Below are 26,322 nucleotides of genomic sequence, written 5' to 3'. Positions count from 1 at the left end.
GCTTCTCCCTACCCGCCTCGCATAATCAGTATACGTTTCATTAAATAACAACCGAAATAACGTGGGCACCTTATTTTCCCCACGCCCCGCGCTGGCCAGGCTACGCTTACCGTTGCCGCCAAAAAGCAGGTCATCCCCTCCGAATCATCCAGCACGTTCATTCAGAAAGAGGTTTCGCTATGCAGATCAATGCTATTGGTACGTACTCCGCCACCCAACCGCTGAAATCGATGGCTATCTCCCGCCGCGACCCGGGCCCCCACGATGTGCAGATCGCCATCGATTACTGCGGCGTCTGCCACTCCGACCTTCATCAGGCACGATCTGAATGGGCCGGTACGCTCTATCCTTGCGTGCCGGGGCATGAAATCGTCGGCCAGGTGACCGCCATCGGCAATCAGGTCTCGGGGTTCAACGTTGGCGACCTGGTCGGCGTCGGCTGTATGGTCGACAGCTGTAAACAGTGTGAAGAGTGCGAAGCAGGACTGGAAAACTACTGCGACCATATGATTCTCACCTACAACGGCCCCACGGCAGACGCGCCTGGACACACCCTCGGCGGCTATTCGCAGCAGATTGTGGTACACGAGCGCTACGTGCTGCATATTCGCCATCCGAAGGAACAACTCGCCGCCGTGGCGCCGCTGCTCTGCGCGGGGATTACCACCTACTCTCCGCTGCGTCACTGGAACGTCGGGCCGGGGAAAAAAGTCGGCATTGTGGGTATTGGCGGGTTGGGACATATGGGAATTAAGTTGGCCCACGCCATGGGCGCCCACGTGGTGGCCTTTACCACCTCAGAATCGAAGCGGGAAGCGGCAAAAGCGCTGGGCGCGGATGAGGTGGTTGTCTCACGCAACGAGGATGAAATGGCCGCCCACGTGAAAAGCTTCGATTTCATCCTCAACACCGTAGCGGCGCCGCACAATCTCGATGCCTTCACCACGTTACTCAAACGCGATGGCACTCTGACCCTGGTCGGCGCGCCGGCCAGCCCGCATCCTTCGCCGGAAGTGTTTAATCTGATATTTCGCCGTCGTGCGATTGCGGGCTCGATGATAGGCGGGATCCCGGAAACTCAGGAGATGCTCGATTTCTGCGCCGAACACAGCATCGTCGCCGATATTGAGCTGATTCGCGCCGATCAGATCAACGAAGCCTGGGAGCGTATGGTCAAAGGCGATGTCAAATATCGCTTCGTGATCGACAGCGCGACGCTCGCCGGTTAAGTCCCGCGGCGGAAGGTGCGCCGCCACTCCGCCGGGCTGACGCCAAAGCGGGATTTAAACTGCTGGCGCCAGGTCACGGCGGAGCGGAATCCAACGCTTTCCGCCACCTGCTCGACGGGCATATTCCCCGTTTCGAGCAGGAGCTGACTGCGCCGCAGACGTTCAATGGTCAGCCAGTCGGCAATGCTCATGCCGGTGGCCCTGGTGAAGTGACGAGTCAGCGTGCGCCGGCTCATTGCTACCACCTGCGCCAGCGAGTCGAGGTTGTGCGGTTCGGCGATATGCTGCTGGAGATACTCCAGCAGGCCGTTAATCCGCGCGTCGCGGGTATTTTTCGGTACCGGCTGGGCGATAAACTGCGCCTGGCCCCCTTCACGATGGGGCGGCACGATCATACGTCGGGCGATCTGATTCGCCGCGAGGCTGCCGAAACGCTGGCGAATGATATACAGGCAGCAGTCGAGCGCCGCCGCGGTGCCCGCTGAAGTGATGATCCGCTGGTCATCGACGTACAGCGCATTGATATCCAGCCGCACCTCGGGAAACTGCCGCTGAAACGCCTGCTCAAACTCCCAGTGGGTCGCCGCCCGTTTGCCATCCAGCAGCCCGGCATAGCCGAGAACAAAGGCGCCGAGGCATAGCCCGACGATTTCAGCGCCGTTCTCCCTTGCCCGCACCAGGCTATCCAGCAACGACTGGGGCGGACGCTGATGCACCGCTCCCCAGTAAGGCACCACCACGATATCAGCCTGCTCAAGGGCGGTGAAATCCGCGCTGGCGTTGAGCGCAAAGCCGTCGGGCGCGGTCAACAATCCCGGCCGTTCGGCGCAAATCTGCAGCTTAAAACGTTTCGTTTCCGAGACGCTATCGCCAAACAACATGCAGGGAACCGAGTAGTGAAAAGGGCTGAACCCGTCCACGGCAACAATTGCGACATCGGTTAATTTCATCATCCTCTCCGTTCCCCGCGGCGGGCTTAAAAGATCATACTTTCCCCATCCTGCGGGATGCTGACAGAATCGGCAATCTGATTGTCCGCCACGTATTCGCGCAGCTCCTCGCGGCTCAGCAGGCAGTGATTGACCGCTTCAAGATGGATAGCGACAATTTTCGCCTCTGGCAGGGTAAAATGGGCTTTCAGCACATCTTCTTTGCCCATGATAATCGGCCCGAATCCAATCACGTGCGCGTAGCCGGCATTCAGCACCACCACATCGGGACGCAGCCGTAGCATATCGGCCTCAATTTCAGGGCGCCAGATGGTATCGCCCACCAGCCACAGCGTCTTCTCCTGCGGATGGCGAAACACCACGCCGCAGGCTTCGCCCAGGCGCTCCGCCATAGCCGGCACGGCATAGGTGCGGTCGCTGCCATGCTGCCCGGAAGTAGTTTTCTGTAAGCGGATGCCGGCAAACTCACTCTCTTCCGACAGCAGGCGGACATCCTGAAATCCCTGTCCACGCAGCAGTCCGGCATCACCGTCATGCTGGACAAAAACCGGCAGCGTCTTCGGGATCGCGGCGATCGCCGCCTCATCCCAATGATCATCATGCGTATGGGTGACGATCGCCGCATCGACATCAATAATAGTTTCAAGGGAAAAAGGCAGTCCGACCAACGGGTTACGCAGCTCTGCGCGGGCGGTGCCCGGGAATCCCGGCCAGGCGCCACTATCCGCCAGCATCGGGTCAATCAGGAACTTTTTTCCTGCATATTCAATAATCTGAGTTGAGTTACGGATATGGGTCATTTTCATGATGTTCACTCCTCTTCGCGGTTATCTGGCGAACATCGTACGTCCCACCAGCCTGGCGCAATATGGGCATTTGGGCAATGATCGATGAGATTGGGCCAACTTTCTGCGGTTGCTATCCGCCTCTGGCTATGATGTCCTGAACGCTCGTTTTCTGAGGAAGTGGCTACGATGAAAAAGAGACTGACCGTCGCCGATATGCACGACGCCGAAGTGATTGCGCACACTCCGTGGTTCAGCATGCGTAAGGTGGCCATCGACGTCACCGACGCCGAGCGCCGCGATTTTTACTCTGTCCATTATCCGCGCCCGGCGGTAGGGATTGTCGCCATGCAGCAGGACAAAGTACTGCTGATCCGCCACTATCGGTATCTGATCGATAAGGTGGTATGGGCTATTCCGTCCGGCGGTATTGATGAAGGGGAAGAGCCGCGCGCGGCGGCCCTGCGCGAGCTACGGGAAGAGACCGGCTATCAGGCGAAACAGGCCGAAGAAATTATCCGCTACAACCCCTCCTATGGCAGCAGCGACCAGCTGTTTATCACCTGGCTTGCCCGCGATCTGACGTATGTCGGAATGGATGAGGATCAGGATGAGGTGATGGAAACAGGCTGGTTTACCTTCGCCGAAATTAGCCAGCTGATCGCCCGCGGCGAGATGCCTGACGGGCTGTCGCTGGTGCCGCTGCTGCATCTGATGGCGCAGCAGCATCACGGTTTAGCGTAACGGCCTGAGCATCCGCCAGCGAAACCACAGCTGGGCCACCAGGATTAACATACCGCCAATAATCTTTTGCAACGGCAGCTGTTCGCCGTACCACAGCGCGGCGGCAATAACCGTCAACAGCGGCTCCAGCACCATGATAATCGCCGCGCTTGCCACCGCCGCGTACTTCTGCCCCTTCATTTGCAGGCCGAAGCGCAGACTGGTGGCGATAACAATACTGGCCAGCAGCCAGCCGAAAGTGGGTAGCGTAAACGGCTGGTCCCAGGTTTCGACGGCGGCGGAGATCCCCAGCCCGACGAGCCCGGTAATCGCCAGCTGCACGGTGGTCAGCGGGATCAGGGGCACATCGCGGGCGCAGCGGCTGGTGTAGCAAAACCAGATCGACTGCACCAGCGCGGTCAGCAGAAACCAGCCCTGGCTGGGGTGGAAGGCAATCGGCATATGCAGACTCAGCAGCCCGAGGCCGACGATCGCGACCGGCAGGCACTCCCAGTATGCCCGGGCAGGGCGTGTTTTCATCATCACCCATGCGGTGAGCGGCACAAACAGCATCGACAGGCTCATGATGAACGCCCCCTCGCCCAGCGAGGCGGTGGTCGAGACCGAGTAGATCCACAGACACAGGTTCAGCGCAAACCACAGCCCGCCGATCGTCATCTGCCGCCAGTGTCGCCTCTCCACGTGGAAGCCGCGACAAAACGGCAGCAGCAGCAGCGCCGCAAAAAAGAAACGCAGCCCAAGGAAGGCGAAAACCGGCATCCCCGCGATGGCTTCGCGAGAAAATATCCACCCACATGCGGCGATAACCGTAGCGGCTACCAGCAGTAAATCCGCCTGACGCTGCCGGACCATATTCACCTCTCCTTGTGTTGACGATTACCAGCCGGGAACCGCACCACCGTTAAAGATAGTCTCTGCCGCCCTGGCGACTTCCGGCGACTGATAGGACTGCATAAATTCCTTCACGTTTTCCGCGTCTTTATTCTCTTCGCGGGCCACGATGATATTCACGTACGGCGAGTTTTTATCTTCAATAAAAATCCCGTCATGTACCGGCGAGAGACCGGTTTGCTGAAGATAGGTGGTGCTGATAATCGCCACATCCACTTTCGGGTCGTCCAGCACGCGCGGCAGCTGCGCCCCTTCCAGCTCCATAATGTTCAGGTGACGCGGGTTGGCGGTGATATCGACCGCCGTAGGCAGCAGGCCAGTCCCCGCCTTCAGGGTAATCAGCTGCTCTTTTTGCAACAGCAGCAACGCGCGGCCCAGGTTAGTGGGATCGTTCGGAATGGCGATAGTCGCCCCGTCTTGCAGATCGGCCACCGATTTTATTTTGCGTGAATAGCCCGCCATCGGGAACACGAAGGTGTTGCCGACCGCCACCAGATGGTAGCCGTGCGCTTTGTTATCCTGCTCCAGGAACGGCCGGTGCTGGAAGACGTTAGCATCCAGATCGCCGGCGTTCGTCGCTTCGTTAGGCAGAAGCGAACCGCTGAAGCCCACCAGCTCGACATCCAGGCCATATTTCTCTTTGGCGACCTTTTTAGCCACTTCCGCGACATCCTGTTCCGCGCCGTTGATGACGCCGACTTTAATGTGTTTCGCATCGCTACCTTGCTGGTCGCAGCCTGCCAGCAGCAGACCCGCCAGCACCACGGCGGCGGCTGTCCGTAAACGCAATTTCATCATTTTTACCCTGTCAGTCCATAGAAGTCGTTATTATTTTTCGTCCAAAACTATAACGACTTTATGGTCAGGTTTTAAACTGCAAAAACAGCAACCGGAAATAAAATCATCTACCGGTGGTTGGCTTCATGCGCCAGCAGCACAGGCGTCGCCTGTTGCTGTTGTTGTGCGAAATCCATCAGTCCTCCGGTTCGCTAGTGATACGGCGGATTCTGGCCCGCGCGTGCCGGGCGTCACAATCGAAAACCGGACGACTATTTTTTGTTTACGCCTCTGGCGGCACCGGCCGCCACGACGATCATCGGCGACAAGCCGCTTACCGACGCCGCCACTCGCCGGGCGTCACGCCATACAGTTTTTTAAACGCCTTCGAGAACGAGGCCTGCGACTGGAACCCACAGCGCCCGGCAATCACATCAAGGTTGGTCTGCCGCTCCACGCGCAGCAGACGCGCAGCCATTGCCATCCGCAGCTGTGAAAGCCAGGCCTGCGGCGTAAGGTGATACGCGCGGGCAAAATGCCGGGCGAAGGTGGCGCGCGACAAAAAAGCGCGGGCGGCCATACTCTCCAGCGTCCAGGGCTGCTCTGGCGTTTCCAGCACCGCGAAAACAGCGGGCATCAGCCGTTCATCGCTCATCAGTCGCAGTAGCCCTGCCGGCGGCGCTTCGCTACCCAGTAGCGTGCGCAGCAGCAAAACCAGCAGCGTGTCGCCGAGGCTACGCACGATAGCCCCGCCGCCGGGGCGCGCCATCAGGCTCTCCCGTACCAGCACGTTAAGCAGCAGCTCCAGTTCCGGGCACTCCGCCCGCTCGTCGGTGTGCAGATGAATCAAGTCCGCCGGTTCTGCAAACAACCAGCTGACGTGCGGGCCGAAGTAAAATTCGCCGCACAGCATCTCCAGCGCATCCTGGTCGGTACCGGTTCGGACCTCGGTCAGGGTCCCGTTAAAGCGGTGGGCGACAGGCAGGATCTGCCCCCACTCCACCAGGCTTTCCATCAGGTGCGGCGATCCGTGCGGGAGCAAGATGACATCGCCCGCCCGCATCTGCCGGGTTTGTTTGCCGACCATCAGTCGCCCCTCGCCACGCAACACAAAATGCCAGGGTACCACGCCGCTGCGCATCTGCTCATGCCCGGCCTGCCAGCGACCGCCAAACCGGCAGTGCAGATTCACTTCGCAGCGCGGCGCCAGCAGCGCCAGCAGATGACTGAGACTGTCCATGCCACTCCTGAGACGATAAGACTAAAAAATGAGACGAAGAGCCTCAGTCTAGCACGCCGCATATCCCTAAGATGTCGCCATTGCCACATCACATCCTCACAGACACAGGAGCACACCATGAGCCGTTTAGCTGATATTCGTGAACAAGACGTCACCGGTAAAGCCGCAGAAATTTTCGGGGCGATCAAAAAAGCGATGGGTAAAGTGCCCAATGCCTATTTGACCATCGGCGGTCATTCACCGGCAGCATTGCAGCAAGCGCTGGCGCATAACGCGATGTTGAGTAAAAGCAGCCTGAATGCCAAAGAGCTGGAAGCGATTAACCTCGCCGTGAGCGAAGCCACCGGCTGTGATTACTGCCTGGCGGCGCATACGTTAATGGCCAAAAAAGCGGGTTACAGCGGCGAGCAAATCCATGCCCTGCGCCGCGGCGAGTTTGCTGAAGATGCCCGTCTCGACGCGCTGGTCAAGTTTGTCCAGACCCTGGTGCGCACTCGCGGCACGCTCCCGGAAGCCGACGTCAGCGCACTGCGTAACACCGGCTTCGGCGACCAGCAGGTGATTGAGATTATCAGCGCGGTGAGCGCCATTCTGTTCACCAATATGGTGAACCGGGTGAATGATACGGTCGTCGACTTCCCGAAAGCCGATTAACCCGTAACATCGCCTGTTTATAGCCCCAGCTCGCTCAGTCCCGGATGGTCATCGGGGCGGCGCCCCTGGGGCCAATGGAACAGGCGATCCTGCGCTTCAATCGGCAGATCGTTAATGCAGGCGTAGCGGGTATGCATCAGGCCATGCTCATCAAACTCCCAGTTTTCATTGCCATATGAGCGGAACCAGCTGCCGCTGTCGTCACACCATTCATAGGCGAAACGCACCGCAATACGGTTATCGTTCCATGCCCACAGCTCCTTAATCAGCCGGTACTGCTGCTCCTTTTGCCATTTTCGCGTCAGGAAGCCGATGATTTCCGCGCGTCCATGGACAAACTCACTGCGATTGCGCCACTGGCTGTCGGCCGTATAGGCCAGCGCCACTTTTTGTGGGTCGCGGCTGTTCCAGCCATCTTCGGCGGCGCGAACTTTTTGCAGCGCGCTTTCCCGTGTAAACGGCGGTAGCGGCGGGCGAACTTCGGTCATGGTCACTCTCCTTTTAGCGTTAACTGTTGTTGTAGCTGTAGGTTTTCCTGCTCCAGCGCCTGGATACGCTGCTGCAGCGTCTGGCTATACTCCGCCACCTGCCGGGCGCTGTAGCGCGGCGTAATGTGCTGCGGACAGTTCCAGTCAAACGCCTGCAGATGAAAGCGAAACAGGCGTTCCACCCTGGCGCGGTAATTGTCCGGCGTGACCCGAGCCAGCAGCCCCGGATCATCGTCCTTCGCCAGCACCTCGACGGTGGCATAGATTTTCAGCCTGGCGCGGCGCGGGTAATCCATCAAAAACAGGCAGGCACGGTCGCTGCCGCGTAGGTTGCCGGTGGTGATGTACTGCCGGTTACCGCCAAAATCCGCCATCGCCAGCGTGGCGTCATCCAGCAGATGGAGAAAACCCGGCGGCCCGCCGCGATGCTGAATATAGGGCCAGCCGGTTTGCGATAGCGTTGCCAGATAAACACTGTCGCGGGTGGCGATCATCTCCTCTTCACTGGCGCCGAAACGTTCTCCCCTGCGCTGGCGATACGGCGACTGCCACAGACCATCGCTCCCCATTTCATGTTGAACGTCCATCACATCAGGCGTGATGGCAATATCGAGAAAGTCCCCCGGCATAGATCCTCCGAACGCGCGGTTACTGCGCTCATCATGGACTCTGCCGCCATAAATGATAATACTGCGATACTGACAATCATCTTTCCGGAAAACGGGATAATTATGGATCGCTTGAGCGCCATGGCGCTGCTGGTAAAAGTCACTGAACTGGGCAGCATGTCGGCGGCAGCACGGGCGCTGAATATGCCGTTGACCACCGTCAGCCGCCATATTGCCGAGCTGGAGAGCACGCTCGGCGTGCGCCTGCTGCTCCGCACCACCCGCAAGCTGACGCTGACCGACGCCGGCATCGATTATGTCGCCGCCGCACGGCGGATTCTCGAAGAGGTTGACCTGGCCGAACGCCAGGCGGCGGGGGAATATCAGCAGCCGAAGGGCGAGCTGACGATCGCGGCACCGACGATGTTTGGCCGACAGCATGTTTTGCCAGTTGTCACCGCGTTTCTCGCACGTTACCCGCAAATTCGCGTCCGTTTACTGCTCAGCGATCGTAATGCCGATCTGCTCGACGAGCATATCGATCTCGCGGTGCGCATTGGTCCGCTGCCGGATAGCGGAATGGTTGCCACCCGCCTGGGCGAGATGCGTATCGTCACCTGCGCCCACCCGACGCTGCTGGAAAAACACGGACACCCACAGCGCCCGCGTGAGCTGAGCACGCTGCCGGCCATTCGTATTGAATCACCGATGCCCTATCGCGGCTGGCGGTTTAAGGCGGCCATGGCGGAAGACCGGCACGTGGTGCTTCAGCCGGTGCTCTGCGTGACCACTCCGGAAAGCGCCGCCGATGCCGCGCGACTGGGGGCCGGCGTAGCGCGCCTGCTGCACTACCAGGCCATCGCTGGTCTGGCGTGCGGTGAACTGACGCTGATACTGGAGGCGATGGAACCGGAGCCTGCGCCGGTACACCTGCTGTATACCGCCCGCGGGCTGGCACCTCTTAAGTTGCGGAAATTTCTCGATTTCGCCACGCCGATGCTGCGCCAGGCGCTGACGCGCATCGCGGCAACCGGCTAGTTCGCCACCTTTTTCAGCGGCGCCTCTTTCAGCAGCCATGAGAGCAGAAAGGCCACCGCCATGATGCAGGCCGCCATCAGGAAGGCGGCATGAATCGCCGAGCCAAAGGCATCGAGATAATCAAGGCGGATCTCCGACGGCAGGTTATGCACCGCGGCCGGATTCAGCGCCCGCGGCAGCTCCGTCCCTGCCGGCAGCAGACGCTGCAGGTTGTTTTGCAGAACGTGAGTGAACACCGCGCCGAACAGCGCGACTCCGATGGAACCGCCGATCGAACGGAACAGCGTCACGCCGGAGGTCGCCACGCCATACATCTGCGCCGGCATGGCGTTCTGTACCGCCAGCACCAGCACCTGCATCACCAGTCCCAGACCCATTCCCAGCACGGAGGTAAACAGATACAGCTGCCACATCGGCGAGTAAATGGTAATGCGCGTCAGCAGCACCATCCCTACCATCCCTGACAGCGTGCCAAGAATCGGGAACATGCGATACCGGCCGGTGCGGCTGATAATGCGCCCGCTAACGATCGACGTCAGCAACAGCCCGCCCATCAACGGAATGAGCTGCATCCCGGCTTCGGTCGGCGTCGCCGCCTTCACCACCTGCAGATAGAGCGGCAGGAAGGTGACCGAACCAAACAACGACATCCCGATGACAAAGCCAATCAGGCTGCACAGCAGAAAGCTGCGATTGCGAAAGAGGGAGAGCGGGATAATCGGCTCCGCGGCGATCCGTTCTTCATAAATAAATCCGATAACCCCCACCACGCCGAAGGCGAGAATGCACCAGAGCTGCGGGTCGTTCCACGCACGCACGCTGCCGCCTTCAGAGGTGAAGAGAATGATACACAGCAGCGCCATACTCAGGTAAATCGCGCCCAGCCAGTCGACCTGGTGCTGGCTACGTTTATTGCTGCTGTGGAAAACCGCGCCGATCACCAGCAGCGCAAACAGCCCCAGCGGCAGGTTGATATAGAAAATCCAGCGCCATGAGGCGTGCTGCACCAGGAAGCCGCCGATGAGCGGCCCGATCACCGTCGCCAGGCCGAATACCCCGCCGAACAGCCCCTGATAGCGGCCGCGGTTGGCCGGGGGGATCACATCGGCCACCGCCGCCATACTGATCACCATCAGACCGCCGCCGCCCAGCCCTTGTAACCCGCGCATCAGCACCAGCTGAGTCATATTCTGCGCGACGCCGCACAGCGCGGAACCGACCAGGAACAGCACGATTGCCACCTGGAGCACAATCTTGCGACCGAAGAGATCGCCAAATTTACCGTACAGCGGTACGACAATCGTCGAGCTGAGAATATAGGCGGTGACCACCCAGGAGAGCTTATCCAGCCCGCCGAGCTCACCAACAATCGTGGGTAGCGCCGTCGACACAATGGTCTGATCCAGGGCCGACAACAGCATAACCAGCATCAGCGCGCTAAACAGCAGACGGATCGACGGTGCCGGTTGGGTCGCGACTTGAGATGTCATCACATCACTCGCTTGAAATTAATTAAATGTATAATTAATATTTAGGGAAATGATGAATCCCGTCAAGAGAGGATGAAGAAATGGCCGCACAAAAAGACAATGATGTCCCTCGTCGTCCGGGCCGCCCGCGGGGTAAAAAGCCCGGCACGGCCAGTCGCGAGCAGCTTATGGATATTGCGCTGATGCTGTTTGCCCGCCAGGGGATCGCCCATACTTCGCTCAATGCGATTGCGAAAGAAGCAGGCGTGACGCCGGCGATGCTGCACTACTATTTCAGCTCGCGGGAAGCGTTAGTGGACCAGTTGCTGGAAGAGCGCTTCATGCCTTTGCGCAGTGAGATAGGCCAGATTTTTATCGACCATCCGCAAGATCCGGTGACCGCTTTCACCTTGCTGATCGAGGCGCTGGGGACGCTGGCGGAGAAGCACACCTGGTTTGCGCCGCTGTGGATGCAGGAGGTGATTGGCGAAATGCCGATACTGCGCCAGCATATGCACGCGCGCTTTGGCGAAGATAAATATCACCGGATGCTGACAACGGTGAAACGCTGGCAGGAAGAGGGCAAACTCAACCCGGCCCTGTCGCCGGAGCTGCTGTTCACCACCCTGATTAGCCTGGTTCTGGTGCCATTCTCCCGCCTGCGTAGCGACACACGCTTAACCTCCGTCACCCGACAGACCATTGTCAGCCACGCGCTGACGCTGATCCGCCGGGGAATTGCTGGTTAAGCCACGCGCTGTCGGCTGCCCGCCGGGGCTACAGCGCTTTTGACAGGTAGTGGCGCGCCATCCCGACGTGCGGAAAATCAGGGAGCGACATCTGCAGCTGATAGCCCTGCTTTTGATAAAACGGCAGGGCCTGGAAGCTGAAGGTATCGACCAGAACATGGCGACAGCCCTCCTCGCGCGCCTGCTTTTCCGCCGCGCGCATCAGTTCTCCACCCAGCCCGCTGCCGCGCGAAGCCTCGCTGACCCACAAATACTTAATACAGAGCCAGTTGGCCTTTCTGTTGGCAATCAAACCGCCCAGCATGACCCCGGCGTCATCACGGAGGTACACGCCCAGGTCAGCAAACTGCGTCGCATCCAGATAGCGCAGGTTGTATTCACGTAATCCTGCCAGCAACTCTTCCTGATCCGCGGGATTAATACTTTTAGTTATAATCAATGCCATCTGTATTCTCCTTAATTCAATATTATGAAGATATCTCTGCGCTTACTTTCACAAAAAATACTTATTTTCTCCATTATTTCCTGTCTAAATTTTCCGTGCTTATTTTTAATTAAAAAAACCTTTCCATCATCCGCTGGAAACGTATAATGAAGGAAAAATGAGAATGATCATTCTCACTTTATGACACCACGGAGAAAACCATGAGCAACGCACTGGCCGCCCGGCAAAAGATCCGGCAGGATGAAATCATCGCTGCCGCACGTCACTGCTTTCGTCGTCATGGTTTTCACGGAGCCAGCATGGCCCAGGTCGCCAGCGAAGCGAAGCTGAGCGTCGGGCAAATCTACCGCTACTTCGCCAATAAAGACGCCATCATCGCGGAAATGATCCGCCGCATCATCGATTATCGTATTGCCGAGATGGACGGAAAAACGCAGACCGACCAAATTCCGCGGCTGCTCGCCTGGCGACAGACCCTGGATGAAGATGATGACGCGCTGATGCTGGAAATGGCCGCCGAAGCGACCCGCAACCCGCAAATCGCCGCCATGATGGTGGAAGCCGACAAGCGCATGTTTGCCAACGCCTGTACGCATATACGCAAAGCGCATCCGCATCTGAGCGACGAACGCATCCGCTGCTGCGTTGAGATCACCGCGGTGATGATGGAAGGGACGATTTACCGGCGTCTTGTTCCACAGACGGTGGCACCAGAAGTCCTCGAGAAACTTTATCGGGAAATAACCGCTATGTTGCTAATGGATAAATAATTAACTGCAATTAATAAACAGGGAATTTTAAATTCCCTTTTTGTCGTTTCCGTTTATCGGAAATGCGTCATCAGCTGGCCTGAACCCTGCTATTTAATTAGCAGGGAGGACGTCGTTCATCCTGAGAAAAATATAATGAAATATACCATGCTCCCCATCGCAGCGGCCTTATTCATCCTGAGCGGATGCGATAATGCCCAAACATCAGCCCCGCCACAGGTGACGCCGGAAGTGGGCGTTGTCACGCTGAAAAGCCAGCCCGTGTCGGTGATCAGCGAACTGACCGGTCGTACCACGGCTTCACTCAGCGCCGAAGTGCGCCCGCAGGTGGGCGGCATCATTCAAAAACGCCTGTTCACCGAGGGCGATATGGTGAAAGCCGGCCAGGCGCTGTATCAAATCGACCCGTCCAGCTATCGCGCGGCCTATAACGAAGCCGCCGCCGCCCTGAAGCAGGCGCAATCTCTGGTGGTATCCGACTGTCAGAAAGCTCAGCGCTACGCGGCGCTGGTCAAAGACAACGGCGTATCTCGTCAGGATGCAGACGATGCGCTGTCGACCTGTAATCAGGACAAAGCCAGCGTGGAGTCGAAAAAGGCGGCGCTGGAGAGCGCGCGTATTAACCTGAACTGGACCACCGTTACCGCGCCAATTGCCGGACGTATCGGGATCTCTTCCGTCACCCCCGGCGCACTGGTTTCCGCCGACCAGGATACCGCCCTGGCGACGATCCGCGGGCTGGACACCATGTATGTCGATCTCACTCGCTCCAGCGTCGATCTGCTGCGCCTGCGCAAACAAGCGCTGGCGACCAACGACAATACGCTTAGCGTGTCCCTGACCCTGGAAGATGGCAGCACCTACAGCGAAAAAGGGCATCTGGCGTTGACCGAAGTGGCGGTGGACGAATCCACCGGCTCGGTCACGCTACGCGCAGTCTTCCCGAACCCGCAGCATGTCTTGTTACCGGGAATGTTCGTGCGCGCCCACGTCGATGAAGGGGTGATGGACGACGCGATCCTGGCGCCGCAGCAGGGCATCACCCGTGATGCCAAAGGCAATGCCACCGCGCTCGTCGTCGATGGCAACAGCAAAGTAGAACAACGGGAAGTCGAAACCGGTGACGCATACGGCGACAAATGGCTGGTAGTGAACGGCCTGAAAAGCGGCGATAAGCTGATCGTTGAAGGCACCAGCAAAGTCGCTGCGGGTCAGCAGGTCAAAGCCGTCGAAGTCAACAATGACGGAGGCAACGCCTGATGTTTTCCCGCTTCTTTGTGCGCCGCCCGGTTTTCGCCTGGGTTATCGCCATTCTGATCATGCTCGCCGGGGTGCTCGCCATCCAGACGCTGCCGGTGGCGCAATATCCTGACGTCGCCCCTCCGGCGGTAAAAATCTCGGCCACCTATACCGGGGCCTCTGCGGAAACCCTGGAAAACAGCGTCACTCAGGTCATTGAACAACAGCTGACTGGGCTGGATAACCTGCTCTATTTCACCTCCACCAGCAGCTCTGACGGCTCGGTAGATATTACCGTCACCTTCGAGCAGGGGACCGACCCGGATACCGCCCAGGTGCAGGTACAGAACAAGGTCCAGCAGGCGGAATCGCGTCTGCCGAGCGAGGTGCAACAGTCCGGCGTCACGGTAGTGAAATCGCAAAGTAACTTCCTGCTGATCCTCGCGGTGTACGATAAAAATAACAAAGCCACCAGCTCCGATATCTCCGACTGGCTGGTCAGTAACATGCAGGACCCGCTGGCGCGCGTTGAGGGCGTCGGCAGCCTGCGCGTTTTCGGCGCAGAATACGCGATGCGTATCTGGATGGATCCAACGAAACTGGCCTCCTACGCGCTGATGCCTTCCGATGTACAAACGGCGATTGAAGCGCAGAACGTGCAAATTTCCGCGGGTAAAATCGGCGCGCTGCCATCATCCAGCGCGCAGCAGCTAACCGCCACCGTCCGCGCCCAGTCGCGGCTGCAAACGGTCGATCAGTTCAAAAATATTATCGTCAAGAGCAAGTCAGACGGCTCGGTGGTGCGGCTGGGCGACGTCGCTCGTGTTGAGATGGGCAGCGAAGATTACACCGCCACGTCAAACCTCAACGGCCACCCGGCCGCCGGTATCGCGGTGATGATGGCCCCGGGCGCCAACGCGCTGGATACCGCCACGCGCGTGAAAAGTAAAATTGCTGAATATCAGCGTCAGATGCCGCAGGGCTACGATATCGCCTATCCGAAAGACAGCACTGAGTTCATTAAAATCTCGGTTGAAGATGTTATTCAAACGCTGTTTGAAGCCATCATTCTGGTGGTTTGCGTGATGTACCTGTTCCTGCAAAACTTCCGCGCCACGCTGATTCCGGCGGTGGCGGTGCCGGTGGTACTGCTGGGGACCTTTGGCGTGCTGGCCCTGTTCGGCTACTCCATCAACACCCTGACCCTGTTTGCGATGGTACTGGCCATCGGCCTGCTGGTGGATGATGCCATCGTGGTGGTGGAAAACGTCGAGCGTATTATGCGCGACGAGGGCCTGCCCGCCCGCGAAGCCACCGAAAAATCGATGGGAGAAATCTCTGGGGCGCTGATCGCGATTGCGCTGGTGCTGTCGGCAGTCTTCTTACCGATGGCCTTCTTTGGCGGCTCGACCGGCGTGATTTATCGCCAGTTCTCGGTGACGATTATCTCGGCGATGATGCTGTCGGTGGTGGTGGCTCTCACCTTAACGCCGGCGCTGTGCGGCGCGCTGCTCTCCCACTCTAAACCGCATACCACAGGATTCTTCGGGGCGTTTAACCGCCTGTGGGGCCGTACCGAACAGGGCTACCAGCATCGCGTGCTCGGCGGGCTACGCCGTTCTGCCATGATGATGGGCGCCTTTGTGCTGATTTGCGGCGCCATGGCGCTGGCGATGTGGAAGCTGCCGGGGAGCTTCCTGCCGGTAGAGGATCAGGGCGAAATCATGGTCCAGTACACCCTCCCGGCGGGCGCCACCGCCGTGCGTACCGCCGAAGTACGTCGCCAGGTGACCGACTGGTTCCTCAGCAAAGAAAAAGCCAATACCAACGTTATTTTCACCGTCGATGGCTTTAACTTCAGCGGCAGCGGACAAAACGCCGGGATGGCCTTCGTGTCGCTGAAAAACTGGTCCGAACGTAAAGGCGCCGAGAACACCGCCCAGGCGATTGCCCTGCGCGCCACCCAGGATCTGAGCAGCATTCGCGACGCCTCGCTGTTTGCCATGACCCCACCGTCGGTGGACGGCCTGGGGCAGAGCAACGGCTTTACCTTTGAGCTGATGGCCAGCGGCGGTACCGATCGCGATAGCCTGATGAAAATGCGCAGCCAGCTGCTGGCGGCCGCCAGTCAAAGTCCGGAACTCCAGTCGGTCCGCGCCAACGACCTGCCGCAAATGCCGCAGCTGCAGGTCGATATCGACAATGACAAAGCCGTTTCCCTGGGACTGTCGCTGAGCGATGTCACCGACACGCTCTCCAGCGCCTGGGGCGGCACCTACGTGAACGACTTTATCGATCGCGGACGCGTGAAGAAGGTTTACATTCAGGGAGAAAGCGACGCCCGCGCCGTGCCGTCCGATCTCGGTAAATGGTTCGTACGCAGCAGCAATGACAGCATGACGCCGTTCTCCGCCTTTGCCACCACCCATTGGCAATATGGCCCGGAAAGCCTGGTGCGCTACAACGGCTCCGCCGCCTTCGAAATCCAGGGTGAAAATGCCTCCGGCTTCAGCTCCGGCGTGGCTATGGAAAAAATGGAAGCGCTAGCCAACAGCCTGCCGGCAGGCACCACCTGGGCGTGGAGCGGCATGTCGCTTCAGGAAAAGCTGGCCAGCGGGCAGGCCATGAGCCTGTATGCCATCTCGATTCTGGTGGTGTTCCTGTGTCTCGCCGCGCTGTATGAAAGCTGGTCGGTCCCCTTCTCGGTGATCATGGTAATCCCGCTGGGCCTGCTCGGCGCCGCGCTGGCGGCGTGGATGCGCGATCTGAGCAACGATGTCTACTTCCAGGTCGCACTATTGACCACCATCGGCCTGTCGTCGAAGAACGCCATCCTGATCGTTGAATTTGCCGAAGCGGCGGTAGATGAGGGCTACTCGCTGTCACGTGCCGCACTGCGCGCTGCGCAAACCCGTCTGCGCCCTATCGTGATGACCTCGCTGGCGTTTGTCGCCGGGGTCCTGCCGCTGGCGGTAGCGACCGGCGCCGGCGCCAACAGCCGTGTGGCAATCGGGACCGGTATTATCGGCGGCACCCTGACCGCCACGCTGCTGGCGGTGTTCTTCGTTCCCCTGTTCTTTGTGCTGGTGAAGCGTCTGTTCACCCGCCAACGCCCTACTCAGGAGTAAGTTATGTTTCGTTTAACCCTGGTTTTTGTTGCGCTCCTGACCGCAGGCTGTGTTTCCCTCGATCCGGACTATAGCCGCCCGGCGGCGCCGGTTCCCGCGACGCTCCCTGGCGCTCACGGCGAAGCCACTGCGGTGGTCGGCAGCTGGCAGCAGGTTGTCAACGATGCGCGGCTGAAAAAAGTGGTCAGCATGGCGCTGACCAGCAACCGCGATCTGCAGAAAGCGATTGCCGACATTGAGGCCGCTCGGGCGCAGTATGGCGAAACTCGCGCATCGCTGTTCCCCACCGTTGATGCTGAACTTAGCCATACCCGCAGTAAAACCGTCGCCAGCGGCCTCACCTCATCCGCAGAGGCCGACGGTGCGGTTTCCAGCTTCGAGCTGGATCTGTTTGGTAAGAATCAGAGTTTATCGCGGGCGGCACGGGAGACCTGGCTTGCCAGCGAATACACCGCGCAGAATACGCGCCTGACGATGATTGCCGATCTGACCACCGCGTGGGTCACGCTCGCAGCGGATAACAGCAATCTGGCGCTGGCCCAGCAGACCCTGGCCAGCGCTGAGAACTCGCGCAAAATTGTCGCCCGCCAGATGGCGGTAGGCACCGCTTCCGCGGGCGACCTCAGCGATGCCGAAAGCGTTTACCAGCAGGCGCGTGCCAGCGTCGCCAGCTATCGCACCCAGGTGGCGCAGGACAAAAATGCGCTCAATTTACTGGCCGGTGAAACCGTCCCCGACAGTCTGCTGCCCGGCACCCTGGAAAGCCTCGGCGACCACAGCATTCGCCTGGTACCGGCCGGCGTATCCTCGTCGGTGCTGCTCCGCCGCCCGGATATTCAGGAGGCAGAGCATAATCTGAAGAGCGCCAATGCGGATATCGGCGCGGCGCGGGCCAACTTCTTCCCGACTATCTCTCTGACCGCCAGCGCTGGCGTGGGCAGCGATGCGCTCTCTTCCCTGTTCAGCCACGGAATGCAGGTGTGGTCGTTCGCCCCATCGATCAGTCTGCCGCTGTTTACCGGCGGCAGCAATCTGGCCCAGCTACGCTATGCGGAAGCGGAGAAAAAAGGACTGATCGCCACCTATGAGAAAAGCATTCAGAGCGCCTTCAAAGACGTGGCCGATGCGCTGGCGCGCCGGGAAACGCTGAGCGAACAGCTGGATGCCCAGCGGCAATATGTCGCCGCCGAGCAGACGTCGCTGGACATTGCGCTGAAGCGATATCAGACCGGCGTTGGCGATTATCTGTCGGTCCTGACCGCCCAGCGCACGCTGTGGTCGGCGCAGGCCACGTTAATTTCTCTGCAACAAACCGATTTGGAAAACCGCATCACGCTCTGGCAGTCGCTGGGAGGCGGTGCCAGCTAAATCAATATCAACCGGGCGGCAACGCCCGGTATGCTAAAGGAGTTTTTATGCCGCGCATCTCCCTCTCCTGGGCGTTAATTCTCGGTCTGTTAACCGCCATCGGCCCGCTGTGCACCGATTTCTATCTGCCCGCGCTGCCGGATATAACCCAGCAGCTGAACGCCAGCGGCACGCAAACCCAGCTCTCGCTGACCGCAGCGCTGATTGGCCTTGGTCTCGGTCAGCTGTTTTTTGGTCCACTGAGCGACCGCATCGGGCGCAAAAAACCGCTGGCGCTCTCGCTGCTGCTGTTTATTTTTTCGTCGGCGATGTGCGCCGCTACCTACGATATTCATATGCTGATCGGCTGGCGTTTTCTGCAGGGCTTTGCCGGGGCTGGCGGTTCAGTGCTCTCCCGATCGATTGCTCGCGATAAATATCAGGGCACTCAGCTGACCCAGTTTTTCGCTCTGTTGATGACCGTCAACGGCATCGCCCCGGTGGTGTCGCCGGTGATTGGCGGCTACATCATTACCGCGTTCGACTGGCGAATTTTGTTCTGGACGATGGCCGCTATCGGCGGCGTACTGCTGCTCCTGAGCCTGACGGTACTGCGCGAAACGCTGCCGGGTAAAAGTCCGGCCGCGACACAGCAGCAAAGCGACGGCCCGGTGCTGAAAAACCGTCCCTTTATGCGCTACTGCCTGATTCAGGCCTTTATGATGGCCGGGCTGTTCTCATACATCGGCTCGTCGTCGTTCGTGATTCAGAGCGAGTACGGCATGACGGCCCTGCAGTTCAGTCTGCTGTTCGGCGTAAACGGCATTGGACTGATTATCGCCGCGCAGATCTTCTCCCGCCTCTCGCGCCGCTATAGCGCCGATACGCTGCTGCGCGGGGGACTGAGTCTGGCGGTGCTCTGCGCAGTCATCACCCTGCTTCTCGCCTGGCAACACCTGCCGCTGCCGGCGCTAATCGGCCTGTTCTTCACCGTGTCGTTCATGAGCGGGATCAGCACCGTTGCCGGATCAAAAGCGATGAGCGAGGTCAGCCGTGCGCAGTCGGGTACCGCCTCGGCACTGATGGGGACCCTGATGTTTGTCTGCGGCGGCATCGCCGCGCCGCTGGCCGGGCTCGGTGGTGAAACGATGTTGAAAATGAGCCTCGCGATGACCATTAGCTATCTGATCGCCCTGTTCTTCGGCCTGCAAAAAAACCACCCGACCCGTTAAGAACGAATGCAGTAATAAAATATTCCAAATTTATTACTGCATCGCTTCCCGACCTGCCTGCAAATCTCTTATTATCCGTTGAGTGTTAATCGTGATAACCTTCACATGATTGGAATAATTAATTCCTTAGAATCTGGCTTAACTGTGATTGAAGAGGTTTGTGTATGAGTATCGACCTGAGCGCGCTGCTGACCGAGCGCCGCAATGCCAATAGCGCCAATATAGACACCCTGTCCACCGTCGAGATGCTGACGGTCATTAACCAGGAAGACCAGCAGGTGGCCCACGCGATCGCCCCCTATTTACCGCAAATCGCTCAGGTCGTAGATAAAGTGGCCGCGGCGATACAAGCCGGCGGACGCCTGATTTACATTGGCGCCGGGACCTCCGGTCGCCTGGGGATCCTCGATGCCAGCGAATGTCCACCGACTTTCGGTACCCGTCCGGAGCAGGTGGTCGGGGTGATTGCCGGTGGCCACAAAGCGATTCTGAGCGCCGTCGAAAACGTCGAAGACAACAAAGCGCAGGGCGCCCTGGACCTGCAAAATCTTAACTTCAGCAACCGCGATGTGCTGGTTGGCCTGGCCGCCAGCGGACGTACGCCGTACGTCATTGGCGCCATGGAGTATGCCCACAGCCAGAACGCCTTTGTCGCCATCGTCAGCTGTAACCCGCATGGTGAAATGGCCCGTCTGGCCGATGTAGCCATCACCCCGGTCGTGGGTCCGGAAGTGGTCACCGGGTCTACCCGTCTGAAGGCGGGAACCGCGCAGAAGCTGGTGCTGAACATGATCTCCACCGGCGCCATGATCCGGGTTGGTAAGGTTTACAGCAACCTGATGGTTGACGTTGAAGCGACCAACGCGAAGCTGATTGAGCGTCAGGTATCGATCGTTATGGAAGCAACCGACTGCGATCGCGCCACCGCGCAGGCCGCGCTGGACGCCTGCGGTCGCCACTGTAAAACCGCCATTGTTATGGTGCTGGCGAATCTGAGCGCTGCAGAAGCAAAATCCCTGCTGGCGCAAAATAACGGTTTTATCCGCAAAGCGCTGAGCAACACCTAAGCGCCGACAACCAGGTAACGTGCAATGGCAAAAATAAATAAAGAGATGATAGCGCGGATCCTTACGCATGTTGGCGGGGCCGGAAACGTCGCCCAGGCGGGGAACTGTATGACCCGCCTGCGTTTAACCCTACGTGACGAGCAGCTCGCCGATAGCGCAGCCATCCGCCAGATTGAAGGGGTGATGGGGGTTATCGTCAGCGATGAGCAGTTTCAGGTGGTGCTCGGCCCCGGTAAAGCGCAAACCGCCGCGGAAATGATGAACCTACTACTGGAAGAGGCGCCGGCCGACGCGCCGTCTCTGGCGGCGGTGGCGGCAGAGAAAAAACAGGCGCTGAAAAGCAAGCAAACCAGCGGCGTGCAGAAGTTTCTTGCCAAATTCGCCACTATTTTTACCCCGCTGATTCCCGGTTTTATCGCCGTCGGCCTGCTGCTCGGCTTCGCGACGCTGGCAGAACAGATGTTCGTGCTGGAGAACACCCATCCCAGCGCCTCGCTGGTAGCGCTAATCGGCTACATGAAAGTCTTCAGCAAGGGGATGTTCACCTTCCTGAGCATCCTGATTGGCTATAACGCGCAGAAAGCGTTTGGCGGTTCCGGAGTCAACGGCGCCATTATCGCGTCGCTGTTCGTCCTCGGCTATAACCCCGAAGCCACCAGCGGGTTCTTCTCCGGCATCACCACCTTCTTCGGTCACGGCATCGACCCGCGCGGCAACATTATCGGCGTGCTGATTGCCTCGATTCTCGGTGCGTGGGTGGAAAAGCAGGTACGCCGCGTGATGCCGGCCAACCTCGATATGATCCTGACCTCGGCAGTCACTCTGCTGATTATGGGCGCGGTGACCTTTACGGTGATTATGCCCATCGGCGGCTGGCTGTTTACCGGGATGTCGTGGCTGTTCCTCCATCTCAACGGCAACCCGTTTGGCTCCGCGGTGCTCGCCGGTCTGTTCCTGCTGGCGGTGATGTTCGGCGTCCATCAGGGCTTCGTACCCGTCTATTTTGCGCTGGTCGATGCGCAAGGATTTAACTCGCTGTTCCCGATTCTGGCGATGGCAGGGGCCGGGCAGGTCGGTGCCGCGCTGGCGCTGTACTGGCGGGCGAAGCACGGCTCGATGCTGCGGACCCAGATTAAAGGGGCGATCATTCCCGGCTTTCTCGGTATCGGCGAACCGCTGATTTATGGCGTAACCCTGCCACGCATGAAGCCGTTTATCACCGCCTGTATCGGCGGTGCCTGCGGCGGCTTTTTCCTCGGTCTGATCGCATGGCTGGGCCTGCCGGTGGGGCTGAATACGGTCTTTGGCCCTTCTGGCCTCGTGGCGCTACCGCTGATGACCTCCGCGAGCGGGATCTACGCCGGCATGGCGGTTTACGCCGCAGGTCTGGCGGTGGCCTATCTGTGCGGCTTCATCTGCACCTGGCTGTTCGGCAGCAAAAACGTCGATTTGAGCTAGCGCGCGGATCGGATATATCAGGGAGTACATTATTTAACCCGCCACATGGCGGGTTTATTTTTTTCCGTATAATCTACACGTGTTACTAACACCTGGAGATTCCCCATGCCAGCCGTAAAACACAATAAGCAGAATGTCAGCGTGACGCTGGATCCTATACTGGTCAAACAGGCTCGTGAGATCGGCATCAATCTTTCTCAAACGTTGACGAGCGCTCTAAAAAGCGAAATCCACAGCATCGAAATGGCACGCTGGCAAAAAGAAAATGCCAGGGCAATCGACTACCTCAATGATTTAACAGAGGAAAATGGACTTCTCTCTGACGAATACAGGACGTTTTAACGATACAGTATTACGTTTATAAAAATACCGGTCGAATTACTGTGTATCCTTATCTCCTTGATGTACAAAGTGACATTATTGGAATGCGCAATACCCGGGTCGTGATCCCACTATTCCCGCTGAGAAATTACAAAGGCCCGCGCGCCGATCGTTTAACACCAGTTGTCACCGTAGAAGGGGAAGAATACGTCGTGATGACTCACGAACTCGCCAGCATCCCACAGCGCGTTCTGGGGGAAGAGGTTTGTCATCTCAATCACCAACGTGAAGTCGTTAAAGCATCAATAGATTTTCTTTTTGACGGGATTTAACTTCTCCTGCCACTAAGCCCCATGCAGTTTGCTGCCCGACTACCATTTCCTGCCCGTTGCTCCTCGCTGGCTCATGCTATGATGCGTCCTTTGCGCTATTTCATTCGAGGAAAAGATGGGCTCCAGCAAAAAAGGGATGCTGAACGTATTGATAGCCGCGGTGCTATGGGGCAGTTCCGGCGTTTGCGCACAGTACATTATGCAGCAAAGCCAGATGTCATCGCCGTTTCTGACCATGACGCGTCTGCTGTTCGCTGGCCTGATTCTCCTGATGCTCTCCTTTGTGCACGGCGACAAAATTTTCCGCGTCCTGCAAAACCGCAAAGATGCCTTCAGCCTGCTGTTCTTCTCGCTGTGTGGCGCGCTGACCGTGCAGTACACCTTCCTGATGACCATCGAGAAATCGAACGCCGCGACCGCGACGGTGCTGCAGTTCCTGTCGCCGACCATTATCGTCGCCTGGTTTGCGCTGGCCCGCAAAACACGACCGGGGCCGCTGGTGCTGGCCGCCATCGGGACATCGCTGGCAGGCACGTTCCTGCTGGTAACCCACGGCAATCCCACCACATTGTCCATTTCGCCGTCGGCGCTGCTCTGGGGAGTGGCGTCAGCATTTGCCGCCGCGTTCTACACCACCTGGCCGTCAACGCTCATCGCCCGATACGGCACCCTGCCGATCGTCGGCTGGAGTATGCTGCTGGGAGGGGCAATGCTGCTGCCGTTCTACGGTGGCCAGGGTACCCATTTTGTGGTCAATGGCCGTCTGCTGCTGGCTTTCTTCTATCTGGTGGTGATCGGCACTTCGCTGACCTTCAGCCTCTATTTAAACGGGGCACAGAAAATTGGCGGCGCGAAAGCGGGGATTCTCAGCTGCGCCGAACCGCTGAGCAGCGCGCTGCTGTCGCTCATGCTACTGGGCATCACCTTTACGCTACCGGACTGGCTCGGTACGCTGCTGATTCTTTCCTCCGTGGTGCTGATCGCCGTGGATTCCCGACGCCGGGTTCGGGTAGCATAGATCTGATTTTAAACAACTTAACTTCCTGATAATTTGCGTGTTTCGCATCCTGCGCATATAGTTGACTGAAGCTACTATTTGAGGAGAAGCACCATGAAAGCGTGTTGGATATTGTGCCTGGTTACCACCCTCAGCGCGACGGCGGCCTGGGCCGAATCACCACTGAAGAGCCTGCAGTTCGAGCAACAAAAGCAGCTGGTGTTGAAAGCGGTGAAAGAGAAATGCGCACCAAAAACGGCCCTGAGCGATACCGATTTTGCCAATAAAATCCTCGCCTCTCAGGCAAATCAGGAATATGTCCGGGAAGCCACGCTGGCGAAAGAGCGAAATAACCAGAAGGGTTATCAGGCAGCCATCGATAAAATCAGCTGCCCGGCAATGTAATCATTTCAGCTTAGCCGCCAACGCTTTCCAGTCGAACGGTGCCAGCTGTGCATAGTTCAGGCCACGTGCGGCCATGCTTTGCGGCAGCTGGCGTTGCGTTTGCGCCGTGGCCTGGCTCATCAGCCCCGCGCCACCCGCATCGCGCAGCGTTTTCACCACCTCTTCCATCTCTTCACTACGGCGAATACCGTGTTCAGCCACCCGGCTAATCAGGTACCCCGAAAATGCACCGTCCCAGCCCAGCGACGGAAAACTGGCATGCAGCGAGGCCAGCACGTCCTCTTCCACGCCGTACTCACGGGCGGCAAACAGGCATTCGGTCGTCAGCGCTTCCAGCCCTTTAATCATGACGCTCCGGCACATTTTTATCGCCGATACGCAACCCACGTCATCCGCGCCATAGCGGGCATTCAGTCCCAGAGCCTGTAGTATCTCTGCGACTTCGTGCGCCTGCGGGCCGCCAATCAACAGCGGCGTTTTCAGCCGCGCCGGAGGCACCGGTGCCATGACCGCTACATCGACATAAACACCCGGCAAAAAGCCACCCGCCGCCTGTCGCTTGGTCGCCGGCGCCACCGAGTTTAAGTCAAGAAAATAGCCGCCTGCACCGACAGACTCCGCCACCGATCGCGCCACTTCCAACGCGGATCCCGCCGTCACGGTGGAAAAAATCAGCGTCGCCCCCTCCAGCGCCTGCGCCAGTGAATCCGCCGCCCGGACGCCCGCCCGACGGGCCTTATCCCGCATTGCCTCACGCTCAGGGCCGTTCAGTTTACAGTCCCAGACGGTGACCTCATTATTGTGGGCTAAATCACCCGCCAGAATGCCGCCCGCCTCGCCAAAACCAATAAATGTTATCGCCGTCATGCTGTCTCCTCCACGGGCCATATACGGGCCGGAATACACACCTCGCCGGAAAACAGCAGGCGCGCCGTGCGCAGCAGACCGCAACCCACCACTTCACCCTGCTCGCTGCACTGGAGCGCCACGCTGAACTCGCCGGTCGGGTGCTCAACGCTTATCATCACATTCCCGCTTTCGCCAGTCTGTGCCAGCCCCTCGGCAACCGAACCGGGGATCAGGCAGGCGCTGGCAACGCTCACCGCGCCAAAGACGCCAATCGATGCGTGGCAGCGATGGGGAATAAACGTCCGGCTGCTGATGGTGCCCCCTTCGCGCGGACCGGCAACCAGGGTCATTTTCGGCACCGTACGCCGGGCGACATCCCCCAGATTCATGCGTGGCCCGGCCTGTAGACGTATCGACTCCAGCCGCTGCTTCAGTTCGTCATCGTTATCCAGCTGCTCCCGGGTTTCATAGCCGCTATGGCCAAGGTCGCTGGCACGCATCACCACCACCGGCATGCCGTTATCAATGCAGGTGACGTCGATACCGTCAAAGCGATCGCGGGCGCAGCCGGTTGGCAGCAGCGAACCGCAGCTGGAGCCCGCCACATCGAGAAAATTAAGGACTATTCGGCTGGCGCTGCCCGGTACGCCGTCAATGCGCGTTTCGCCCGCATACTCAACCCCGTCGTCATCGCAGGGTACATCGGCAATCGCCAGCTGGCCGGTATTCTCCATAAAAATACGGACCTGGGTCAGCGGCGCGGAGTGTCTGATCAGACCGCGTTCGATAGCAAACGGGCCAACGGCGGCGAGAATGTTGCCGCAGTTCTGCCCGTAATCCACCTCCGCGCGATCGACATTCACCTGAGCAAACAGGTAATCAACATCAGCCTCAGGCCGCGCAGAGCGACGGATAATGGCGACTTTGCTGGTGAGCGGATCGGCCCCGCCGATGCCGTCAATTTGCCGGGCATCCGGTGAGCCCATGGCGGCCAGCAGCACCGCATCTCGCAGCGGGGCATCCGACGGTAGATCGTCCGCCAGAAAACAGGCGGCTTTCGAGGTGCCGCCGCGCATCAGCAGACACGGTATTTTGCGTTGTGCCATCTTA

The 26,322-nt window shown here is 58.9% G+C and carries 27 protein-coding genes; 16 read left to right on the top strand and 11 right to left on the bottom strand.

Annotated features, from left to right (window positions below; genetic code table 11):
- Positions 1–179: 179 nt before the first annotated feature.
- Positions 180–1,229: an NAD(P)-dependent alcohol dehydrogenase gene (locus DSD31_RS00465; RefSeq protein WP_004869018.1), complete on the top strand. Its 1,050-nt coding sequence runs from the start codon at positions 180–182 to the stop codon at positions 1,227–1,229.
- Here the strand turns inward: DSD31_RS00465 and DSD31_RS00460 are convergent.
- Entirely contained in the window at positions 1,226–2,179 is a 954-nt protein-coding gene (locus DSD31_RS00460) for a GlxA family transcriptional regulator (protein ID WP_004869020.1), read from the bottom strand. The two genes, DSD31_RS00465 and DSD31_RS00460, sit on opposite strands and share 4 nt — an antisense overlap.
- Positions 2,180–2,205: 26 nt before the next feature.
- Positions 2,206–2,985, bottom strand: coding sequence for an MBL fold metallo-hydrolase (locus DSD31_RS00455; RefSeq protein WP_071359042.1), 780 nt, complete (start codon positions 2,983–2,985; stop codon positions 2,206–2,208).
- Between the two features lie 168 nt (positions 2,986–3,153).
- On the opposite strand from DSD31_RS00455, the gene DSD31_RS00450 reads away from it, so the two are divergent.
- A complete protein-coding gene (locus tag DSD31_RS00450) occupies positions 3,154–3,708 on the top strand; it encodes an NUDIX domain-containing protein (RefSeq protein WP_004869023.1) in 555 nt (184 codons plus the stop codon).
- Here DSD31_RS00450 and DSD31_RS00445 read toward each other — a convergent pair.
- The 3 genes from DSD31_RS00445 to DSD31_RS00435 all read right to left on the bottom strand — a co-directional run bounded on the left by DSD31_RS00445 (position 3,700) and on the right by DSD31_RS00435 (position 6,616).
- Positions 3,700–4,560, bottom strand: coding sequence for a DMT family transporter (locus tag DSD31_RS00445; protein WP_004869025.1), 861 nt, complete (start codon positions 4,558–4,560; stop codon positions 3,700–3,702). The two genes, DSD31_RS00450 and DSD31_RS00445, sit on opposite strands and share 9 nt — an antisense overlap.
- Positions 4,561–4,584: 24 nt before the next feature.
- Positions 4,585–5,394, bottom strand: a complete 810-nt coding sequence (gene nlpA / locus DSD31_RS00440; RefSeq protein ID WP_015585503.1) for a lipoprotein NlpA — start codon at positions 5,392–5,394, stop codon at positions 4,585–4,587.
- Positions 5,395–5,710: 316 nt separating this feature from the next.
- Positions 5,711–6,616 carry an AraC family transcriptional regulator gene (locus DSD31_RS00435; protein ID WP_004869029.1) on the bottom strand — a complete coding sequence of 302 codons (906 nt, stop codon included), beginning with the start codon at positions 6,614–6,616 and terminating at the stop codon, positions 5,711–5,713.
- Between the two features lie 117 nt (positions 6,617–6,733).
- On the opposite strand from DSD31_RS00435, the gene DSD31_RS00430 reads away from it, so the two are divergent.
- Positions 6,734–7,270, top strand: a complete 537-nt coding sequence (locus DSD31_RS00430) for a carboxymuconolactone decarboxylase family protein (RefSeq protein ID WP_004869032.1) — start codon at positions 6,734–6,736, stop codon at positions 7,268–7,270.
- A 17-nt stretch (positions 7,271–7,287) separates the two neighbouring features.
- Here DSD31_RS00430 and DSD31_RS00425 read toward each other — a convergent pair whose 3' ends face one another.
- Together DSD31_RS00425 and DSD31_RS00420 are read right to left on the bottom strand one after the other, a co-directional pair.
- Positions 7,288–7,758, bottom strand: a complete 471-nt coding sequence (locus DSD31_RS00425; RefSeq protein ID WP_015585501.1) for a nuclear transport factor 2 family protein — start codon at positions 7,756–7,758, stop codon at positions 7,288–7,290.
- A 2-nt stretch (positions 7,759–7,760) separates the two neighbouring features.
- Complete coding sequence (locus DSD31_RS00420) at positions 7,761–8,387, bottom strand: pyridoxamine 5'-phosphate oxidase family protein (protein WP_004869035.1); 627 nt, start codon at positions 8,385–8,387, stop codon at positions 7,761–7,763.
- A gap of 102 nt (positions 8,388–8,489) precedes the next feature.
- On the opposite strand from DSD31_RS00420, the gene DSD31_RS00415 reads away from it, so the two are divergent.
- Positions 8,490–9,404, top strand: coding sequence for a LysR family transcriptional regulator (locus DSD31_RS00415; protein ID WP_004869036.1), 915 nt, complete (start codon positions 8,490–8,492; stop codon positions 9,402–9,404).
- On the opposite strand, the gene DSD31_RS00410 is transcribed toward DSD31_RS00415, so the two are convergent.
- Positions 9,401–10,894 carry an MDR family MFS transporter gene (locus tag DSD31_RS00410; protein WP_004869040.1) on the bottom strand — a complete coding sequence of 498 codons (1,494 nt, stop codon included), beginning with the start codon at positions 10,892–10,894 and terminating at the stop codon, positions 9,401–9,403. The two genes, DSD31_RS00415 and DSD31_RS00410, sit on opposite strands and share 4 nt — an antisense overlap.
- Positions 10,895–10,974: 80 nt before the next feature.
- On the opposite strand from DSD31_RS00410, the gene DSD31_RS00405 reads away from it, so the two are divergent.
- Positions 10,975–11,622, top strand: coding sequence for a TetR/AcrR family transcriptional regulator (locus DSD31_RS00405; protein WP_004869043.1), 648 nt, complete (start codon positions 10,975–10,977; stop codon positions 11,620–11,622).
- A 28-nt stretch (positions 11,623–11,650) separates the two neighbouring features.
- Here the strand turns inward: DSD31_RS00405 and DSD31_RS00400 are convergent, their stop codons facing one another.
- On the bottom strand, positions 11,651–12,067 hold the full coding sequence (locus DSD31_RS00400; RefSeq protein WP_004869045.1) for a GNAT family N-acetyltransferase: 417 nt from the start codon (positions 12,065–12,067) through the stop codon (positions 11,651–11,653).
- Between the two features lie 200 nt (positions 12,068–12,267).
- On the opposite strand from DSD31_RS00400, the gene DSD31_RS00395 reads away from it, so the two are divergent.
- The 11 genes from DSD31_RS00395 to DSD31_RS00345 all read left to right on the top strand — a co-directional run bounded on the left by DSD31_RS00395 (position 12,268) and on the right by DSD31_RS00345 (position 24,363).
- Positions 12,268–12,837, top strand: coding sequence for a TetR/AcrR family transcriptional regulator (locus tag DSD31_RS00395; protein WP_071359043.1), 570 nt, complete (start codon positions 12,268–12,270; stop codon positions 12,835–12,837).
- 135 nt (positions 12,838–12,972) lie between these two features.
- Positions 12,973–14,097 carry an efflux RND transporter periplasmic adaptor subunit gene (locus DSD31_RS00390; protein WP_004869049.1) on the top strand — a complete coding sequence of 375 codons (1,125 nt, stop codon included), beginning with the start codon at positions 12,973–12,975 and terminating at the stop codon, positions 14,095–14,097.
- Positions 14,097–17,204 carry an efflux RND transporter permease subunit gene (locus tag DSD31_RS00385; RefSeq protein WP_004869050.1) on the top strand — a complete coding sequence of 1,036 codons (3,108 nt, stop codon included), beginning with the start codon at positions 14,097–14,099 and terminating at the stop codon, positions 17,202–17,204. Before DSD31_RS00390 ends, DSD31_RS00385 begins: the two co-directional genes overlap by 1 nt.
- A 3-nt stretch (positions 17,205–17,207) precedes the next feature.
- The gene (locus DSD31_RS00380) at positions 17,208–18,572 is read left to right on the top strand and encodes an efflux transporter outer membrane subunit (protein ID WP_004869053.1); all 1,365 of its coding nucleotides are present in this window, start codon (positions 17,208–17,210) and stop codon (positions 18,570–18,572) included.
- A 47-nt stretch (positions 18,573–18,619) separates the two neighbouring features.
- Positions 18,620–19,783, top strand: a complete 1,164-nt coding sequence (locus tag DSD31_RS00375) for a multidrug effflux MFS transporter (protein ID WP_004869055.1) — start codon at positions 18,620–18,622, stop codon at positions 19,781–19,783.
- 164 nt (positions 19,784–19,947) lie between these two features.
- Positions 19,948–20,850, top strand: coding sequence for an N-acetylmuramic acid 6-phosphate etherase (gene murQ, locus DSD31_RS00370; RefSeq protein ID WP_044350979.1), 903 nt, complete (start codon positions 19,948–19,950; stop codon positions 20,848–20,850).
- Positions 20,851–20,874: 24 nt separating this feature from the next.
- Positions 20,875–22,308: a PTS N-acetylmuramic acid transporter subunit IIBC gene (gene murP / locus DSD31_RS00365; RefSeq protein ID WP_069476354.1), complete on the top strand. Its 1,434-nt coding sequence runs from the start codon at positions 20,875–20,877 to the stop codon at positions 22,306–22,308.
- Positions 22,309–22,413: 105 nt separating this feature from the next.
- Positions 22,414–22,650, top strand: a complete 237-nt coding sequence (locus tag DSD31_RS00360) for a type II toxin-antitoxin system CcdA family antitoxin (protein WP_004869059.1) — start codon at positions 22,414–22,416, stop codon at positions 22,648–22,650.
- 2 nt (positions 22,651–22,652) lie between these two features.
- Entirely contained in the window at positions 22,653–22,961 is a 309-nt protein-coding gene (locus DSD31_RS00355) for a CcdB family protein (RefSeq protein WP_048025274.1), read from the top strand.
- Between the two features lie 115 nt (positions 22,962–23,076).
- Complete coding sequence (locus DSD31_RS00350) at positions 23,077–23,979, top strand: EamA family transporter (RefSeq protein WP_015585496.1); 903 nt, start codon at positions 23,077–23,079, stop codon at positions 23,977–23,979.
- A 93-nt stretch (positions 23,980–24,072) separates the two neighbouring features.
- The gene (locus DSD31_RS00345) at positions 24,073–24,363 is read left to right on the top strand and encodes a YicS family protein (RefSeq protein ID WP_044350974.1); all 291 of its coding nucleotides are present in this window, start codon (positions 24,073–24,075) and stop codon (positions 24,361–24,363) included.
- Here DSD31_RS00345 and DSD31_RS00340 read toward each other — a convergent pair whose 3' ends face one another.
- Positions 24,364–25,230, bottom strand: coding sequence for an NAD(P)-dependent oxidoreductase (locus DSD31_RS00340; protein ID WP_015585494.1), 867 nt, complete (start codon positions 25,228–25,230; stop codon positions 24,364–24,366).
- Entirely contained in the window at positions 25,227–26,318 is a 1,092-nt protein-coding gene (locus DSD31_RS00335; RefSeq protein WP_015585493.1) for a 4-oxalomesaconate tautomerase, read from the bottom strand. Before DSD31_RS00335 ends, DSD31_RS00340 begins: the two co-directional genes overlap by 4 nt.
- Positions 26,319–26,322 lie beyond the last annotated feature (4 nt).

The organism is Klebsiella sp. X13 (genome assembly GCF_003323835.1).
Classification (GTDB): Bacteria; Pseudomonadota; Gammaproteobacteria; order Enterobacterales; family Enterobacteriaceae; genus Klebsiella; species Klebsiella ornithinolytica.
Note: the sequence above shows the minus strand (reverse complement) of the source record. Positions and strands in the feature narration are given on the sequence as shown.